This window comes from Bradyrhizobium sp. USDA3516, assembly GCF_057651995.1.
Window position 1 is genome coordinate 119,505 of the sequence record NZ_JBYGYN010000009.1, and the last position, 15,546, is coordinate 135,050.

General features: G+C 63.3%; 16 protein-coding genes. 10 read left to right on the forward strand and 6 right to left on the reverse strand.

What is annotated here, in order from left to right:
- Positions 1-3 precede the first annotated feature (3 nt).
- Together AC24YW_RS26345 and fabI are read left to right on the forward strand one after the other, a co-directional pair.
- A complete protein-coding gene (locus AC24YW_RS26345; RefSeq protein ID WP_487485458.1) occupies positions 4-1,218 on the forward strand; it encodes an acetate/propionate family kinase in 1,215 nt (404 codons plus the stop codon).
- Positions 1,215-2,003, forward strand: a complete 789-nt coding sequence (fabI, locus tag AC24YW_RS26350) for an enoyl-ACP reductase FabI (protein WP_166816225.1) — start codon at positions 1,215-1,217, stop codon at positions 2,001-2,003. The genes AC24YW_RS26345 and fabI overlap by 4 nt, the downstream gene beginning before the upstream one ends.
- A 15-nt stretch (positions 2,004-2,018) precedes the next feature.
- Here fabI and AC24YW_RS26355 read toward each other — a convergent pair whose 3' ends face one another.
- Both AC24YW_RS26355 and AC24YW_RS26360 read right to left on the reverse strand, forming a co-directional pair.
- Positions 2,019-2,618 carry a hypothetical protein gene (locus AC24YW_RS26355; RefSeq protein WP_487485459.1) on the reverse strand — a complete coding sequence of 200 codons (600 nt, stop codon included), beginning with the start codon at positions 2,616-2,618 and terminating at the stop codon, positions 2,019-2,021.
- Positions 2,615-3,541, reverse strand: a complete 927-nt coding sequence (locus AC24YW_RS26360; protein ID WP_487485682.1) for an alpha/beta fold hydrolase — start codon at positions 3,539-3,541, stop codon at positions 2,615-2,617. The genes AC24YW_RS26355 and AC24YW_RS26360 overlap by 4 nt, the downstream gene beginning before the upstream one ends.
- A gap of 134 nt (positions 3,542-3,675) precedes the next feature.
- Here AC24YW_RS26360 and AC24YW_RS26365 point away from each other — a divergent pair, with 134 nt between their 5' ends.
- Both AC24YW_RS26365 and AC24YW_RS26370 read left to right on the forward strand, forming a co-directional pair.
- Positions 3,676-6,183, forward strand: coding sequence for an alpha/beta hydrolase (locus AC24YW_RS26365; RefSeq protein WP_487485460.1), 2,508 nt, complete (start codon positions 3,676-3,678; stop codon positions 6,181-6,183).
- A gap of 9 nt (positions 6,184-6,192) precedes the next feature.
- Positions 6,193-7,077 (forward strand): alpha/beta fold hydrolase, encoded by an 885-nt coding sequence (locus tag AC24YW_RS26370; protein WP_487485461.1) that lies wholly within the window; start codon positions 6,193-6,195, stop codon positions 7,075-7,077.
- Positions 7,078-7,300: 223 nt separating this feature from the next.
- Here AC24YW_RS26370 and AC24YW_RS26375 read toward each other — a convergent pair whose 3' ends face one another.
- The 4 genes from AC24YW_RS26375 to AC24YW_RS26390 all read right to left on the reverse strand — a co-directional run bounded on the left by AC24YW_RS26375 (position 7,301) and on the right by AC24YW_RS26390 (position 10,608).
- Positions 7,301-7,759 carry a MaoC family dehydratase gene (locus AC24YW_RS26375; RefSeq protein WP_487485462.1) on the reverse strand — a complete coding sequence of 153 codons (459 nt, stop codon included), beginning with the start codon at positions 7,757-7,759 and terminating at the stop codon, positions 7,301-7,303.
- Between the two features lie 12 nt (positions 7,760-7,771).
- Complete coding sequence (locus tag AC24YW_RS26380; protein WP_487485463.1) at positions 7,772-8,422, reverse strand: 3-oxoacid CoA-transferase subunit B; 651 nt, start codon at positions 8,420-8,422, stop codon at positions 7,772-7,774.
- 4 nt (positions 8,423-8,426) lie between these two features.
- Positions 8,427-9,074 carry a CoA transferase subunit A gene (locus AC24YW_RS26385; RefSeq protein ID WP_487485464.1) on the reverse strand — a complete coding sequence of 216 codons (648 nt, stop codon included), beginning with the start codon at positions 9,072-9,074 and terminating at the stop codon, positions 8,427-8,429.
- Positions 9,075-9,627: 553 nt separating this feature from the next.
- A complete protein-coding gene (locus tag AC24YW_RS26390) occupies positions 9,628-10,608 on the reverse strand; it encodes a LysR family transcriptional regulator (protein ID WP_487485465.1) in 981 nt (326 codons plus the stop codon).
- Between the two features lie 104 nt (positions 10,609-10,712).
- On the opposite strand from AC24YW_RS26390, the gene AC24YW_RS26395 reads away from it, so the two are divergent.
- Genes AC24YW_RS26395 through AC24YW_RS26420 form a run of 6 tightly spaced genes read left to right on the forward strand, consistent with a single transcriptional unit; the run spans position 10,713 to position 15,500 of the window.
- Complete coding sequence (locus AC24YW_RS26395) at positions 10,713-11,657, forward strand: ketopantoate reductase family protein (protein ID WP_487485466.1); 945 nt, start codon at positions 10,713-10,715, stop codon at positions 11,655-11,657.
- 4 nt (positions 11,658-11,661) lie between these two features.
- A complete protein-coding gene (locus tag AC24YW_RS26400) occupies positions 11,662-12,048 on the forward strand; it encodes a VOC family protein (RefSeq protein ID WP_487485467.1) in 387 nt (128 codons plus the stop codon).
- Positions 12,049-12,060: 12 nt separating this feature from the next.
- Positions 12,061-12,531 carry a MaoC family dehydratase gene (locus AC24YW_RS26405; protein WP_487485468.1) on the forward strand — a complete coding sequence of 157 codons (471 nt, stop codon included), beginning with the start codon at positions 12,061-12,063 and terminating at the stop codon, positions 12,529-12,531.
- A gap of 41 nt (positions 12,532-12,572) precedes the next feature.
- Complete coding sequence (locus tag AC24YW_RS26410; protein ID WP_487485683.1) at positions 12,573-13,799, forward strand: CaiB/BaiF CoA transferase family protein; 1,227 nt, start codon at positions 12,573-12,575, stop codon at positions 13,797-13,799.
- 3 nt (positions 13,800-13,802) lie between these two features.
- Positions 13,803-14,630 carry a shikimate dehydrogenase gene (gene aroE, locus AC24YW_RS26415; RefSeq protein ID WP_487485469.1) on the forward strand — a complete coding sequence of 276 codons (828 nt, stop codon included), beginning with the start codon at positions 13,803-13,805 and terminating at the stop codon, positions 14,628-14,630.
- 6 nt (positions 14,631-14,636) lie between these two features.
- Complete coding sequence (locus AC24YW_RS26420; protein WP_487485470.1) at positions 14,637-15,500, forward strand: shikimate dehydrogenase; 864 nt, start codon at positions 14,637-14,639, stop codon at positions 15,498-15,500.
- Positions 15,501-15,546: the final 46 nt, after the last annotated feature.

A 15,546-nucleotide genomic window follows, 5' to 3' on the forward strand; every position in this document is an offset into this window, starting at 1 on the left:
GCCATGGACAGCATCCTCGTCGTCAACGCCGGCTCCTCGAGCGTCAAGTTTCAGGTCTTTGCGGTCGAGGGTGAGGGCGTTCTGCGCCGCCTGATCAAGGGGCAGGTGGACGGCATCGGCAGCCGTCCGCGCTTGCGGGCGAGCAGGGCAGGCAACGATCCCATGGCCGACCGGGCCTATCCGATCGAAGCCATTCCGGATGTGCCGGCGGCGATGCAGGTCGCGGGGGAATGGCTGCGGAACGAGGCGCGCATCCATCCGCTGGCGGTCGGGCATCGTGTCGTCCATGGCGGGCCGGATTATGAGCGGCCAATTCTCGTCGATCATGGCGTAGTCGCGCGGCTGGAGCGCTTCGTCACGCTGGCGCCGCTGCATCAGCCGCACAATCTGGCGCCGATCCGCTCGATCCTGGCCAATTTCCCGACGATACCCCAGGTCGCATGCTTCGACACCGCGTTTCACCGGACCCACGGTCCGCTCGCCGATCATTACGCCATTCCCCACCAGCTCCACGCCGAAGGCGTGCGGCGCTACGGCTTTCACGGGCTCTCCTATGAGTACATCTCCAGGACCCTGCCGCAGATCGCGCCCGACGTCGCAAAGCGCCGGGTGATTGTCGCCCATCTCGGCAGCGGCGCGTCGATGTGCGCGATGAAGAATGGGCTGAGCGTCGAGAGCACGATGGGATTCACCGCGCTCGACGGGTTGCCGATGGGCACGCGTCCAGGCCAGCTCGATCCGGGCGTCGTGCTGTATCTGCTGTCCGAGAAGGGCATGACGGCATCGAAGGTGCAGGATTTTCTCTATCGCGATTGCGGATTGAAGGGGCTTTCCGGGGTCAGCAACGACATGCGCGAGCTGGAGGCGAGCCTTGATCCGCAAGCGAAGCTGGCTGTGGACTATTTCGTCTATCGCATCGGCCTCAACGCCGGCATGCTGGCGGCGGCGTTGCAGGGGATCGATGCCTTCGTCTTCACCGCCGGCATCGGCGAGAACTCGAGCGGCATCCGTGCACGTGTCGCGGAGCAGCTCGGCTGGCTCGGCGTTTCGCTCGACCCTGCCGAGAACACGCGCCATTCGCGGCTCATATCCGCAAAGACGAGTCTCGTTCCGGTCTACGTTGTCCCGACGGACGAGGAGCTCATGATCGCGCAGCACACGCTGGCGCTGTTGATGAACGGCCAATCGCCCAACCCGAGACAAGAGAGGGTGTCATGATCCCAGTATTTCCGGACAGCAAGGTCGCCCTGAAGGGGAAGAAGGGTCTCGTCGTCGGCATCGCCAACGACCAGTCGATCGCCTGGGGTTGCGCCAGGGCGTTTCGCGCACTCGGCGCCGATCTCGCCGTCACCTACCTGAACGACCGCGCCAAGAAGCACGTCGAGCCGCTGGCGCAGGCGCTCGAGGCGCCGATCTTCATGCCGCTCGACGTCATGGTCGAGGGTCAGACCGAAGCGGTGTTCGAGCGAATCAAGTCGGAGTGGGGGCAGCTCGATTTCCTGCTTCATTCCATCGCCTTCTCGCCCAAGGAAGCGCTGCACGGCCGCGTCGTCGATGTCGGCCGCGACGGCTTCCTGAAGACCATGGACGTCTCCTGCTGGTCGTTCCTGCGGATGGCGCATCTTGCCGAACCGCTGATGAAAAATGGCGGCACGATGTTCACCATGACCTACTACGGCAGCCAGATGGTGGTGGAAAACTACAACATCATGGGCGTCGCGAAAGCCGCCCTCGAGGCGTCGGTCCGTTATGCTGCCGCCGAATTGGGGCCGAAGGGGATCCGGGTCCACGCGATCTCACCGGGGCCTCTCGCCACGCGCGCCGCGTCAGGCATTCCGGAATTCGACGAGCTGATGGACAAGGCACAATCCAAGGCGCCATCGCGCAGTCTCGTCAGCATCGACGATGTCGGCAATGCCACCGCGTTCCTGGCGCTCGACGGCGCCAAGTTGATCACTGGCGGTGTGCTCTATATCGATGGCGGCTATCACATCATCGATTGATCCGCATCCGCGCTGTCATGCCGGCCGTGCGCTGATGCCGATGCTCTCGAGTGTTTCGTGCCAGAGCTTGCGGACGCCGGCGTGACGCTGCTCGAGCGCCATACTCACCGCTGTTAGGTGCGGCGCAAGAGGCTCGCTCTTAAGAAACAGAATCTGGGCCTGCAACAGCCGACCGCTCTCGAATTCGATGCGGCGAAGCGCCATAACGAAAGGATCCTGCGCATTGGCTTCGACCGGAAGCAGCGCAGCTGGCCGGATGCCGGCATGCACGGCGTGGGCAAGCGCTGCGAGATCGACCGCCTGGGCAAGCTGAGGATCCCGGATCTCTGCAAGCGGCACAGGAAGCCAAGCCGTCTCCCAAATCATCAGCATGTATCCGAGGGCAACGTCCGGGACCCAGGCGGTGGCGCGCATCAACAGGGAGACGATCTCCGTCTCGCGATAGAACTGCGCGTTCAACTCGGTCTGCCAGGCCGCTTCGAACCTCGCCGGCAACGAGAGGGCAAATTGCCGCGCGAGGGCACCATGGGCTGAGATCAGGAACGCCGCGACCCGCGTCTGCTGGCGCGGTGGAATGCGGCCGTCAGGATCAAGCGGACCGAGGAAGCCGTTCATGACGTCGCTCTCTTGACCGGGATGGCGCGCAGATGATCGTAACCGTCGGGAAACGGCGTCAGCTCCCCGCCGGGCTCTTCCGGCGCCACCCAGATCGATTGATGTCCCTGCCATCGCCCAGCCAGCACGTCGTCGGCAAAGCGCGCCAGCAGGTCCGCCGTCAGCGTTCCCTTCTCCAGCGTGAAGGCGTGATAGGCCTTGGGAATGATCACCAGGGAGCTGTTGGGAATTCCGACACGCAATGTTTCGTGGAGACCTCGCGGGGTGAGAAAGTCGAACTCGCCGTTCAGGATCATGGTCGGAACGGCGATCGCGGACAGGCGCGGCGTGAGCGGCTGGAAGTCGAGGAAGGATTCCATCAGGTTCTGCAGCGCGTAGACGTCGTTGACCAGCCACCCTTGCCGCTTCACGCTGTCGAGCTTGTCCAGCAGCGGCTTCAGCCATTGGTCCGACAGGTTCATGGGCAACAGAAGGTCCTGGAGGTAACTTGTGCCGCCGAGGATCAGCCCGGTTCGCAGCGCATTGCCCAGCAGCAAGAGTTGCGGCGACAGCTCCGCAAAGCAGCTCATCGGTACCAGCCCGGCCAGTCGCTTGCCATGCTCGATCGCATATCGCAGCGCGATCAGGCCACCAAAGCTGATCCCGCTCAGAAAGACCGGACCGTCCCCCAGCTCGTCGATCAGAAGACGCAAGGCGGCGACCTGGTCGTCCTGGCTGATGAAGAGCCTCGGCTTGTCGGAGGCGCCCTGGCCAAGCAAGTCGAAGGTCGCAACGCGAAAGCCGCGCGCCGACAAGGCCTCGCGATAAGCGCCCCACAATTCGGAATATTGCGTCAGCCCGTTCACGAGGACATAGGCCGGCGCGCCCGCCGGCCCGACGAGCTCATAACGGATCCGATATGAGCCGTGGCTGAGGAAGGGCATCGCGAGGGGTTCTGCCGGTGTCTTGATGCCCGCGATCCTCGATCCCCTGCGGACGGATTCCATTGAGTTAGATCAAACCTCCCCTGGCCACCATGCCTAGCGTTTCGGGAAAATCTTGCAGGGAGGATTGCGTCATGTTCGGCCAAGTTGCCTTGAAGCGCTGCTTCATGAGCCTGATCGTGCTGCTGCTCGGAACGGCGATCGCAACCGCACAGCCTTTCACGCGCCGCTCGTCGCAGGTGCAGCATGATGGGCTGAAGAAGACCTACGAGATTGCCAACTTCCGCCTTGGCGGCAAGTACGACTTGTCCGACCCCTCGAAATGGGAGAACGGCGGTGAGGGCGGCGTCACGCTGGAATCGCTCGGGGGCGGCAAGCTGCGCACCGCCTATATCGCTGTCGGCAACGCAAGGCGCAACGCCGCCGGCGAGATCACCAATGCCATCGTGATCAACTCCTACTATTCCGGCGATTCCACCGACATGTACGAACAGTGGGTCAAGGGTGCGGCGTTGTCGGGTGGCGTTCCCATCATCGGTCCGGGCCGGCCGATCGACACGGATCAATACTATGTCATCATGGTCGATCCGCTCGGCACCTGGGGCGCGAGCAAGCCGTCCGATGGTCTCGGCATCAAGTTTCCGCAATACAGCTACTACGACATGGTCCAGGCGAACTACCGCCTGCTGCGTGACGAGCTGAAGGTCGCGCGCGTTGCACTGGTGACCGGCGTCTCTATGGGCGGCACGCAGACCTACGTCTGGGGCGTGATGCATCCGGAATATGTCAGTGCCCTGATGCCGATCGGCGGCACGACACAGTCGGATGGCGACGACCCTGTCGGCAACTGGACCTTCCAGATGATGACCGCTGCGATCCAGGGCGATCCGGTCTGGCAGGCGACCAAGGGCGACTATTACAAGCTCCCGAAGGAAAAGCATCCGGTGCCGGGCGTGGCCTTCGGCTGGTCGATCCTTGGCATGACCGGCTATGACTTCGCGTTCCGCACGACCCAGAACTGGGCGGCGGTACAGCCCGAGATCTTCTATTGGGATCCGCCGAACGAGAAGGCCGGCCTCAACGTCACCAATCGCGCCAAGCTCTACGACGCCGTCGACCTCGTCTGGCGCAACCGCGTCGGCGAGACCCATAACGTCAATCCCTATCTCGGTCGCATTCAGGCGCGGACGCTGGTGATGCACATCACCAACGATCTCTGGCTGAACTTCAAGCTGGCACAGAAGGCTGTCGACCGCGTGCCCGGCGCCGATCTCATCGCACAGGAGAGCCCGGTCGCGCATTACGGCGTGTTCCCGATCATCAACCAGCGCAAGAACGACCCGAAGTTCGTCGCGTTCATGGATGACGTGGCGGCCCTCGATCGCGCCCAGAAATTCGTCGACAAGAATTATCGCGTGCCCGACGTCGCCCAGACCATCGATCCCAAGAAGTCGTTCTGGAAGGCCCATGTGACCTATCCCTATCCGGTCAAATTCGGCAATGCCAAGGACAAGAGCGGCAATTCCTGGGAGATCGGCTACATGGACGAGTATGCCGGCACCGACAAGGATCCGAAGGTGCTCGTCATCATCCACGGCAAGGGCGCGTTTGGCGGCCATTACGGCAACGTCATGCAGTACGCCCTGCGCAGCGGCCTGCGCGTGATCGTGCCGGACCTTCCGCATTACGGCATGTCGGGGCCCGGGAATCTCGACAAGAACCCCGCGCGCACCATGCAGGACATGCGCGAGGTGATCTACGACCTCGTGGTCAATCAACTTGGCGTCAAGAAGGCCTACTATCTCGGCCACTCGCTCGGTGGCCAGTTCGTCGTGGGCTACGCCCTGACCTGGCCGGATGCGGTGCAGGGCCTCGCCTTGGAAGCGCCGTCCGGCCTCGAGGAATATCCGCGGGAGATCACGATCGCCAAGGACAAGAAGGCGCCGTTGTTCGATCCGACCCTTGGCCGGGACTTCGACAAGTGGAGGCAGGTCTGGGACCAGACCGGCATTCTCGCAGCGGAGAAGGCACGCAACGAGCAGAACATCCGCGACTTCTTCTATTTCAAGAAGCGTGACCCGGACACCGGCGTGGTGTCGGCCGCGAAGAGCGGCTACTTCTTCAGCGACAGCGAATATGCCCGCTTCCACACCGAGCAGCGTGTCGGGCTCACCAAGGGCAACCCGAAGGAGCTCGATCAGTGGTGCAACGTCTTCATCTTCGACATCTACACCATTGGTGCAGAGCTTCAGCAGGATGACCCGAAGAACCTCTTTGAGCGGGTCACCCAGATCAAAGCGCCGATCTTCCTGGCATTCGGCGACAAGGAGCCGTTCATTCCGACGCCCGCGTTCAACGGCCTGACGGATCTCGGCCGCGACGTCATCACGCCGTTCATGACGCGTATGACCAATGCCGGCAACCGGCCGATGCTCAAGATCTATCCGGAGACCGGGCACTTCATCCACACCGACAATCCAGTGGAATACCCTGCCGACGTCGTGGACTTCGTGACCAAGGGGGCGATCGACACGTCATCGCCGCTCGGCACCGATCGCATGATCAAGGGTGCTGTCGTCTCGGCGTTGCCGGTCGCGCCGACACCGCCCGGTGCGGCGCCGACGGCCGGCCTCAACAAGTAGGGTCCGGCGATGCTGAGGGTGCAGGCCGGCGAAGTCCAGCTCGGCTGGCGGGAGTGGGGAGGAGGCGACGTCACTGTCGTCTTTATCCACGGTAATCTCGCCAGCAAGGACTGGATCGAGCTCGCCGCGCCGTTGTTCCCAATCGGGCTGCGCGTGGTTGCAATCGACTGGCGCGGCTGCGGCGATAGCGACCGGCCGAAGCCGGCGGCCGATTATTCCAACTACTCCATGCTGCAGCACGCCGAGGACATGTTGGCGGCGCTCGATGCGCTCGAGATTGGTCATTGCCATCTCGCGACACATTCCACCGGAGGAATCATCGCCGCCAGGATGCTGCTCGAGCGGCCGCAGCGCTTCGGCCGTGTGTTCGCGCTCGATCCGGTGACGCCGCTTGGCATGGCCTTCAATGCCGACCAGATCGGATTATTCAGGGCGATGATGGCGAGCAAGGAGCTGACGCGGTCCGTGATGGCGACAGCAGCTTCTTCCCTGTTCGTCCCGGAGAGCATGGGGCCGAACATGGTCCCGCGCTTTCGCGAGGGGCTGGGCGAGATCCAGGCGCTGTTCGACCGGATCATCGAGCAGACCTTCCTCGTCTCCGAGGGGATCTGGATTGGAACGCCGGTCAACTTGACGCACGAGAAGGAGAGCGGCGAGCTGGAGCGGCGCATGCCGGAGATCCGGCATCCGCACCTCGTGTTGTGGGGCGAGCGGGACGGCTGGATCGCGCCGGCAGATCTTCGCGCCATGGCCGAAGCGATGCCGGATTGTCGGCTGGTCACCGTGCCAGGCGTCGGGCATTCGATGAACCTCGAATCGCCGGCACTTTATGCGGGCTATTTCGGCGCCTGGTTCGGAGGACTTGCCGCGTCACCGTCAACGGCGCCAGGCTGATGACCGGCGGTGTCCTCGACGTCGACGGCAGCTATCACGTCATCGATCGACTGCGCGTTGGCGCCGCGCTGAGCTGCCCGGCGCCTCACGGCTGATGGTGACATATTGCCAGTGTTTTGCCCGACGGCGCAACGGCTCCGGAGCGAATCTGGAGTGAACAAGAAACCTCAGTCAAATCAGCTCCATGTCTACTGTGCATGGGGTTGTTTTTCGACTCCTTGATTCAGCGATAGTGCAGAGCGATCAATTCGGCGACGCAGGCCGGCTTCTTGCCGCCCTCGATCTCGATCACGAGATGGTAGTTGACGCGAAGCCCGTCCGGCGGCACGTCCTCAGCTTCCGCGATCGTGACCCGGCCGCGCAGCTTCGAGCCCGCCGGCACCGGCGCGAGATATCGGATCCGGTCAGCACCGTAATTGAGCGTGTTGCGCAGACCCTTCAGGCCGATGACCGAGCGGATGAACAGCGGCGCAAGGGCAAGCGAGAGCAAGCCATGGGCGATGGTCTTGCCGCCCGGCATCTCCTGCCTGGCGCGCTCCTGGTCGACATGGATCCATTGCTCGTCGCAGGTCGCCTCGGCGAACTGGTTGATGCGGTCCTGCGTGATCTCGATCCAGTCGCTGACACCGATCTCGGTGCCGATTGCAGATTTGATCTCGTTGAAGTCACTGAATATTCGCATGGGCTGACCCGTTTAGATCCTCATCTCCGGAACATTGTCGGGAATGGCGAGCTCGGCCTCCGTCAGCGCCAGGACCTCGCCGACGCTGATGCCGGGCGCTGTTTCCAGCAGCGTCGCCTTGCCGTCGGGAAAGCCGATCACGGCCATGTCTGTCACGACGAGGTTGACGGGGCGCGCCGAGGTCAGCGGCAGCGAGCATTTGGCCACGATCTTGGACTTGCCCTTGGCCGCGTGCTGCATGGCGACGATCACGCGCTTGGCGCCGGTGACGAGGTCCATTGCGCCGCCCATGCCCGGGACCATCTTGCCCGGGATCATCCAGTTCGCGAGATTGCCATGCGCATCGACCTGGAGACCACCGAGCACGGTGACATCGACATGGCCGCCGCGGATTAGTCCGAACGACATCGCGCTGTCGAAGGTGGAAGCGCCCGGCAGCGCGCTGATCGGGCGTCCGCCGGCGTCGGTGAGTGTCGGATGCGCCATGCCCTGCTCGGGGATCGGGCCGGTGCCGATCAGTCCGTTCTCGGACTGGAAGAAGACCTTCAGGTCTGACGGCACGTAATTGGCGACCAGTGTCGGAATGCCGATACCGAGATTGACGAGGTTGCCGCTCTTCAATTCCTTGGCGACACGCCGGGCGATGATGATCTGGGGATCCATGACGTCACCCGTTGGTGATGAGATAGTCGACGAGCGGCGCGGGGGTGACGACGTGATCGGGCGCGATCACGCCGACGGGGACGATATGCTCAGCCGTCACGATGACGGTGTCGGCCGCCATCGCCATGACCGGGTTGAAATTGCGCGAGGTGAGGGCGTAGGCGAGGTTGCCGAGATAGTCGGCGAGGAAGGCATGGACGAGGGCGAACTGGGCGCGCAGCGCCGTTTCCAGCAGGAATGGCCGGCCGTCGACTTCGATCTGGTGTTTGCCTTCGGCCACCAGCGTTCCGACCCCGGTCGGCGTCAGCACGCCGCCGAGGCCGCATCCGCCGGCGCGGATGCGCTCGACGAAGGTGCCTTGCGGCACGAGATCGACGGCGATCTGGTTCGCCAGCATCTGCTGCTGCGCCTTGGGATTGAGACCGATATGCGTTGCTGTCAGCTTCGACACCAGCGCCTGATCGAACAGCTTGCCGACGCCCTTGCCGGGCGTGGCCGCGTCATTCGAGATCAGGGTCAGACCTGCCTTGCGCTGGCGCACGACTTCGTCGAGCAGCCGCTCCGGCGTGCCAACGCCCATGAACCCGCCAACCATGACGCTGGCGCCCGCCGGAATCATCGCAACGGCTTCTTCGACGGAAACTGCCTTCATGATCGAAACTCCCCGGTCGGCCACGTGGGCTGAAGGGCGGTGGGCGGATGATGGGACCCGGCGACGATCCTCCTTTGATTTGCGTCAAGGTTTCCCATCATTCCGCTCCGGGCGCATCAATGCCCATGCTTTCGAGTAATCCGCGCCAGAGCTTGCGCACGCAGGATCGAGAACCCAGGTGCGCCGTTCTCGATCATGGCTCCGCGCCAGCTGAATCGGAGTTTAAGAACGCCCCGCACCTCGTCGCCTTGCCGTATAGGACCGCGGTGGGTGAGCTTCTGCCCCCGGCGTGTTGACTCAAATCGACCCCTGCCCGGCGGTCGGGACATCAACTGTCGTTGATGTCAGCCTTGGACTGGAGAGTCACATGCGGATATTGGCCATCGCAGTCGTATTGAGCTTGGCGCCGGTTTCTGATTTGCCGTTCGCCTGAGGGCGGCGACAATCTGGCTGAGTACCCTCCCGCCCCAGCCAGTGTTTAACCTGTTGAGTTCGTTCGTTAGGCAGCGGTCGAGATGCGGTTGCGGCCGATCGTCGCCCGCTATCGGGACTACTACGACTGCAAATCGCGTGGCCTTCGTTTCCTTGGCCGACCGGAACGATGCAGGCCCCGCACGTCCTGCTGTTGGAAAAGCTCCGCGCATAAATCACGCAACCACTGGCTTGCCGGGTCGTGATGGAAACGGGCGTGCCAATATTGCTTGACCGTGAAGCCGGCGATCGTCAGTGGGCAATCGAGCACGCGCAACCCGTAATAGTGAGCCAAGGTTTCGCCGATGTGCCTTGGCAGGGTGGCGATCAGGTCGGTCGTCCCGACGATTGCGGGTAACCCCAGAAAGCCGGGGAGCTCGAGCGCAACGTCGAGGACGATCTGCTGCTCCTTCAGCGCGTCCGCGAGCAATTGATGTCCGGTGCCGGAGCGAATGAGGACGTGCGCCTCGCGCCTGAAATCCTTTGTGGTGATGCGGTCGCGGATCTGAGCATGCTTTGGGTTGGCCAGGCAGACCCAATCCTGCGGAAACAGCGCCTGCTGGAAGTGTCCCGCATCGAGATCCGAGATGTAACCGAGCGCCAGATCGGCCTCGCCGGACTGCAGCATGCGTGGCGTATCGCTGCCGATCTGCGCCGCCTCGATGCGGATGCCCGGCGCAGCGCGGCGAACGTGGGCGAGTATGGCGGGAAGCAGGGTGATGTGGCTCGCATCCGTCATGCAGATGACGAAGCGGCGCTTTGCAGTCGCTGGATCAAACTCGGGGCGAAGCTCCGCCAGGCGTCGCAGCATCTCCAGCGCTTGTCTCGCCGTGCCGATGAGAGCCTCCGCGCGCGGTGTCGGCAGCATTCCCTCCGCTGACCGGATGAAGAGCGGATCGTCCAGTTCCTTTCGCAGGCGCGCCAGCCAGATCGAAATGGTCGGCTGACTTTGACCGAGCTTCTCGGCTGCTTTGGTGACGCTAGCGGTGGTGAACAACGCGTCGAACAGCCGGAGCAGGCGCGGCTCCAGCAGGCTGGTCTCGGAGATGTCCCGATGCTTCATTGCGATCCGCAATAATGGATATAAGATCCATAGAATATCCAAATATTCGGTGGCCTGCTAGCACGCTTCGAACGCCCCAGAAGGGGCGAGGGAGAAGCGTTCGGATGAGGATCTGCTTTATCGGAGCGGGAGCCCTGGGCTCGACCATCGGTGGCGCGCTGGCGCGCGGTGGCGCCGAGGTTTGGTTGATCGATCCGTTTCAGGCTCATGTCGACGCGATCAACGCCGGCGGTCTCTGGATGCTCGAAGGTGAAGCCGAGACCGTCGTGAAGGTCTCGGCCTGCACCTCAGCGGCTGAGGTCGGCATCGTGGCGGATCTCGTCGTCGTCCTCGTCAAATCCTACCACACGCGGGATGCGATCCGGTCGGCAGCGCCGATCATCGGGCCGCAGACGGTCGTGATGTCGCTCCAAAACGGTCTTGGTCACGAGGACATCCTGTCGGAGGAAGTCGGCCGTGACCGGGTCATGGCAGGCAAGACCTACGTTGGGGGCGTGCTGCTCGGCCCCGGCCGCGTTCGCTCCGGGGTCGCCGGCAAGGAAACCATCATCGGCGAACTTGATGGAGGCTTGACGGAACGGGCACGGCGAATTTCCGAGAGCTTCAATCGGGCCGGAATTCTCACGCTGCTCAGCGACAACATCCTGGGCACGATGTGGGACAAGTTGTTCATCAACGTCGCCGGAGGTGGAATTACCGCCGTTACCGGTCTCACCTATGGCGGCCTCTATTCGCTGCCGATGCTGGAAGATTGCGCGCTGGCCGCGATTTCCGAGAGCATCGCGGTCGCGCAAGCTGCCGGCGTCAAGATCTCGATTACCGAACCGCGGCGTGCCTGGACGATGGCGTCTGCCGGATTGCCGCCCGAGTTCAAGACCTCGATGCTGCAGAGCTTGCAGTCCGGCAACCTGACCGAGGTCGATTACATCCACGGCTCCGTCGTGCGTTGGGGCGCCAAGCTCAACGTGCCGACACCGGTCAACGCGACCCTCGTCGCGCTGGTCAAAGGGCTTGAATACGCCCGCACCGACTATCCGGGAAAGGCCTGAGACGATGTCGTTGCCCCGCGCTTATGTCGAACATGTCGCGATCCGCGTGCCGGACGTCGATCGTCACGTCGACTTCTTTCGTGAGGTGCTTGGCCTTGCCATTCGCGACGAGCAACCCGCCGATGGTGCGCGCCCGCGTCAGGTCTGGGTGCTCGGAAGCGTGCAGCTCATCGAAGACCCGAATTTCCTCGGACCGGAGGGGCGCCTCGCCCATCTCGGCATCATGGTCGACGATTACGACGGTGTGCTCGCCCGTGCCGCCGCCTGGGGCGCCAAGGCATTGCCCGCCGGCCCGAACTGGCTCGAGCTGCCGGGCGGCCTGAACGTCGAGATCTTGCAAGCCAGCGCGGGCGCCGTGGAAGCGGTCCTCGCGATCAATCCACGAGCCTGAGGACAACGCGATATGACGGTCGAGCGCTATTGGGACGATGCCAGGGTCGGTGACGAATGCGTCACCCCTTCGGTCACGGTCACTGAAGCGATGGTAAATGCCTATGCCGAATTGACGGGTGATTTCACGCCTGTTCATGTCGACGAGGAATACGCCAGGACCACGCCATTCGGCACGCGCGTCGCGCATGGGCTGTTTGGTCTGTCGCTGGCGGACGGCCTGAAGACCCGTGCCGACTACCGCTTTCTTCCGGGAATGTCGCTGGGTTGGACGTGGGATTTCAAGCTGCCGATCAAGCTCGGCGATACCGTGCATGTAAAGTTCCGCGTCGGCTCGATGCGCACGACGAAGCGTGAAGGGTGGGGCATCGTTGTGTTGCCCTCGGAGCTGGTCAATCAGCGCGGCGAAGTGGTGCAGCTCGGAGAGCACCGGCTGATGATACCGATGCGCCCTAAGACCAGCGCCGCAGGAGAGCAGGCATGACCGCGCAAGATCTGCCGCTCCAAGATCTGCCGCTCCAAGATCTGTCGCTTCAAGATCTGCCGCTTAAAGGCATTCGCGTCATCGACTACAGCCATTTTCTGGCAGGCCCGTTCATGGGCCGTTGCCTCGCTGCGATGGGGGCGGAAGTCATCAAGGTGGAGCGTCCCAGGGCAGGCGATGCGGGCCGCGCCCATGGCTATTTCAAGGACGGACAATCCGGCTACTTCCTGCAGCAGAACATGGGCAAGCAGGGATTGTGCATCGATCTGCGCGATACGCGCGGTCTCGACATGATGATGAAGCTCATCGACACGGCCGACGTCTTCATCGAGAACTACCGCCCCGGCGCGCTCGAGCGTCTCGGGCTCGGCTACAAGGCGCTGTCGGCGCGGAATCGCGCCTTGGTCTACTGCTCGGTCTCCGCCTATGGCCACACCGGTCCTTATGCCGACCGTCCGGGCTTCGGCCTGATCGCAGAGGCGATGTCGGGCGCCCTGGCGCAACTGGGCAATCCCGGTGAAGCGCCGCCGCTGCTGCGGATGCCATTGGCCGATATGTATACCGGTATTCACGGCGTGGCTGCCATCAATGCCGCGCTGCTCGGCCGCGCGTCGTCCGGGCGCGGCCAGCATATCGATCTCGCGCTCTACGACTGCATGGTCTCGATGCACGACTATGCGGTGCAGCGTTACTTCCTCTCCGGCGGTACTGATCTGCCGAAGCAGACCGGCAGCGGACAGCCGGATTCCACCGTCTACGGCGTCTTTCCGGCCAGGGACGGCAATCTCGTCATCGCTGCGCAAGTCGACGATGCTTGGCGGCGATTGGCGAGTCTGATCGGGGGAAGCAGCTTGGCATCCGACGAACGCTTCACCACGCCTGCGGCGCGGAACGCCCATTATGCCGAAGCGATGGACATCGTGCGCAACTGGACGCTGTCGCAGCCGTCCCGGGATGCCTGCCTCGCGGCACTCGACGAAGCAGGTGTGCCGTCGGCTCCCGTGCAGACGATCGAAGAGGTCGTGAAGGATCCGCAGATCCACGCGCGTGGCATGCTGGTCGAGCAGGAGCATCCCGTGCTCGGCAAGGTGACGCTGCCGAACCTGCCATTCCACTTCTCCGGTTGCGACACCACGGTGCGGACTCCGGCACCCCTGCTTGGTCAGGACAACCGCCGCATTGCAGAGTCGCTGGGACTGTCGGCCGAAGTTGTCGAAGCGATGGTGCGTGACGGCGTCCTCTACAACGAAGCCGCGGTGCGGGAGTGAGCCATGAGCGATCGTTATGCGGTGATTGGCAATCCGATCGGCTTCAGCAAGTCACCCCTCATCCACGGCACGTTCGCCAGAATGACGGGACAGGATCTCGTCTATGAGGCGATCGAGGCACCACTCGATGGCTTCAACGAACGGGTTGATCAATTCCGGACAGAGGGCGCCAAGGGGCTGAACATCACCGCTCCGTTCAAGCTCGATGCCTTCGAATATGCCAACGAGCTTTCGGAAAGCGCCGAGCGAGCTGGCGCCGCAAACTGCCTGAAGTTCGTCGGTGATCGGATCATCGGCGAGAATTTCGACGGGATCGGCCTCGTGCGTGACATCACGGTCAATCTCGGCCTTGAGCTGACCGGCCGCCGCGTCCTGATGCTCGGCGCCGGAGGAGCGGCGCGCGGGGCGCTGCTGCCGTTCCTGCGCCAGGAGCCGTCCGAGCTGGTTCTGGTCAACCGAACGCTGTCGAAAGCGGTGGCATTGGCCGAAGAGTTTGCCGGCCGCGGTCCCCTGATCGTCAGCGGCTACACTGAACTCGCCGACCTTGCCGAAGGCTATGACGTCGTGATCAACGCGACATCGGCCAGCCTGCGCGGTGAGATGCCGCCACTTCCAGGCAATGTCTTCCGCGGTGCGGAGCTGGCCTACGAGCTCGCCTATGGCAAGGGACTGACTCCCTTTCTGCAGGCGGCCCGTGCTGAAGGTGTCACCAGGCTGGCCGATGGCGTCGGCATGCTGGTCGAGCAGGCGGCCGAAGCTTTCGCCTGGTGGCGGGGCGTCAGGCCGGGCACGGCTCAGGTCATCGCCGAACTGACCGTGCCGTTGAGCTGAACGACGATGCCGAGCATCCCTCCGAAATCCAGCTTTCTCGTCGGCCTGATCGGCAGCGGCATCGCGGCGTCCCGCACCCCGCCCATGCACGAAGCGGCCGCCGACGCTGCCGGCATCCGCTATCTCTACAAGAAGATCGATCTGGCCGAGTTGAAGCTCGGCGTGGAGGCATTGCCGGAATTGCTCGCGGCGGCGAGGCGGATGGGCTTTGACGGGCTGAACGTGACCCATCCCTGCAAGCAGGCGATCATTCCACTCCTGGATGAACTTTCGCCAGACGCGGAGGCGCTTGGTGCCGTGAACACAGTGGTCATCAGCAACGGTCGAATGATCGGCCACAACACCGACTGGTTCGGCTTCGCCGAGAACTTTCGCCGCAACATGCAAGGTGCATCGCTCGGTCGCGTCGTTCAATTCGGCGCCGGCGGCGCAGGCGCGGCGGTCGCTTTCGCGCTGATGAAGCTCGGCGTGCGGGAACTGACCATCATCGACGTCGACTTGGTCAAAGCGCAGGGTTTGGTGGAAAGCTTGTCCTCCCGGTTTGCAGTAGGGCGCTTGAGGACCGGCCAGGATGTAGCAGCAGCCGTTGCTGCGGCAGACGGAATTGTCAACGCGACGCCGATCGGGATGGACAAATATGCGGGCACACCGCTGCCGGCGGCGCTGCTGCGCCCCGATCTCTGGGTCGCCGAAATCGTCTACTTCCCGCTGGAAACCGCATTGCTGCGCACGGCGCGTGCCCTCGGCTGCCGCACCGTCGATGGTGGCGGCATGGCGATCTTCCAGGGCACCGAAGCATTCCGCCTGTTCACGGGCATCTCGCCTGATCCGGACGTTTTCTTCGCCACTTTTGCATCCCTGGGAGGGTGACACCCGGCCGATGGGCGAGCGGCACGTACAACGCCCGAGAGGAAAC